The following is a 797-nucleotide window of genomic DNA, read 5'->3' as shown; positions in this document are numbered from 1 at the left end:
ACCGTCATCGACCTCGTCGGCGTCATCGGCACCCACGTCCTGAACCACCTACTGCCCGACCGCCGCATCCGCGTCAAGTCCCGCATGATCAAACGCTCCAACAGCAAATACCAAGCCCGCGGCCCCACCATCAACCGACAGACCTACAAAGCCACCACCAGCATCGACATCATCACCACCGACCCTTGACACCCACCGCCCAGCCCTAACTGAACGGCGTTGGGACTAGTTGACGGGGCCCTGGCCTGCCTAAGCAGGCCAGGGCCCCGTGCCGCTTTGTCACCGCAAAGGAAGTCTGCGCAGACGGTGTCAGAGCTAGCGGAATGCATCCAGTTGGTGCGGGGCCCAAGCGGCCTGGGTTGTTGACCTTCGATACTCAGGCAATCGAGCTAGTCGCCCGGCTCTTCAGCTCAGCGAGCAAACCCAGCCAGGCTGTCCCGTCGAAGTGCAATCTTGGACCTGCTGGATCCTTGCTGTCGCGGACCTCGACGGTTTGATCGACGTACCTGGCCTCGACGCAGGCACCGTTGCTGCCGCTGCGGGTGCTCTTGCGCCACTGCGAGTCCACCGCACGTCTCCTACGCCTCGCGCCTCGCGCTCCGGATCTCCTCGATCATGGCGGCCGAGTCAGTAGGTGACATGGCCGCAGCGCGCAGACTGTTGAACACCACGGGTCTGCTGCACCGATAGGTGACATCTGAGATGGCTTGCCTTGGTGGCGGGCTGGAAGGATGTTGCTGTGCCTAAGCCCTACCCCCGTGAGTTCCGCGATGACGTCGTGCGGGTGGCCCGTGATC

The 797-nt window shown here is 63.2% G+C and carries 1 protein-coding gene and 1 pseudogene; one reads left to right on the top strand and one right to left on the bottom strand.

Going from position 1 to position 797, the window contains the following annotated elements; translation table 11 throughout:
* A pseudogene (locus tag DLJ59_RS34760) lies at positions 1-189 on the top strand (IS4 family transposase); the annotation flags it as partial.
* Positions 190-376: 187 nt separating this feature from the next.
* Here the strand turns inward: DLJ59_RS34760 and DLJ59_RS34755 are convergent.
* The gene (locus DLJ59_RS34755; RefSeq protein ID WP_124778346.1) at positions 377-568 is read right to left on the bottom strand and encodes a DUF397 domain-containing protein; all 192 of its coding nucleotides are present in this window, start codon (positions 566-568) and stop codon (positions 377-379) included.
* Between the last annotated feature and the right edge of the window lie 229 nt (positions 569-797).

The sequence above is a fragment of the Micromonospora inaquosa genome, from assembly GCF_003857055.1.
Taxonomy (GTDB): domain Bacteria; phylum Actinomycetota; class Actinomycetes; order Mycobacteriales; family Micromonosporaceae; genus Micromonospora; species Micromonospora inaquosa.
Note: the sequence above shows the minus strand (reverse complement) of the source record. Positions and strands in the feature narration are given on the sequence as shown.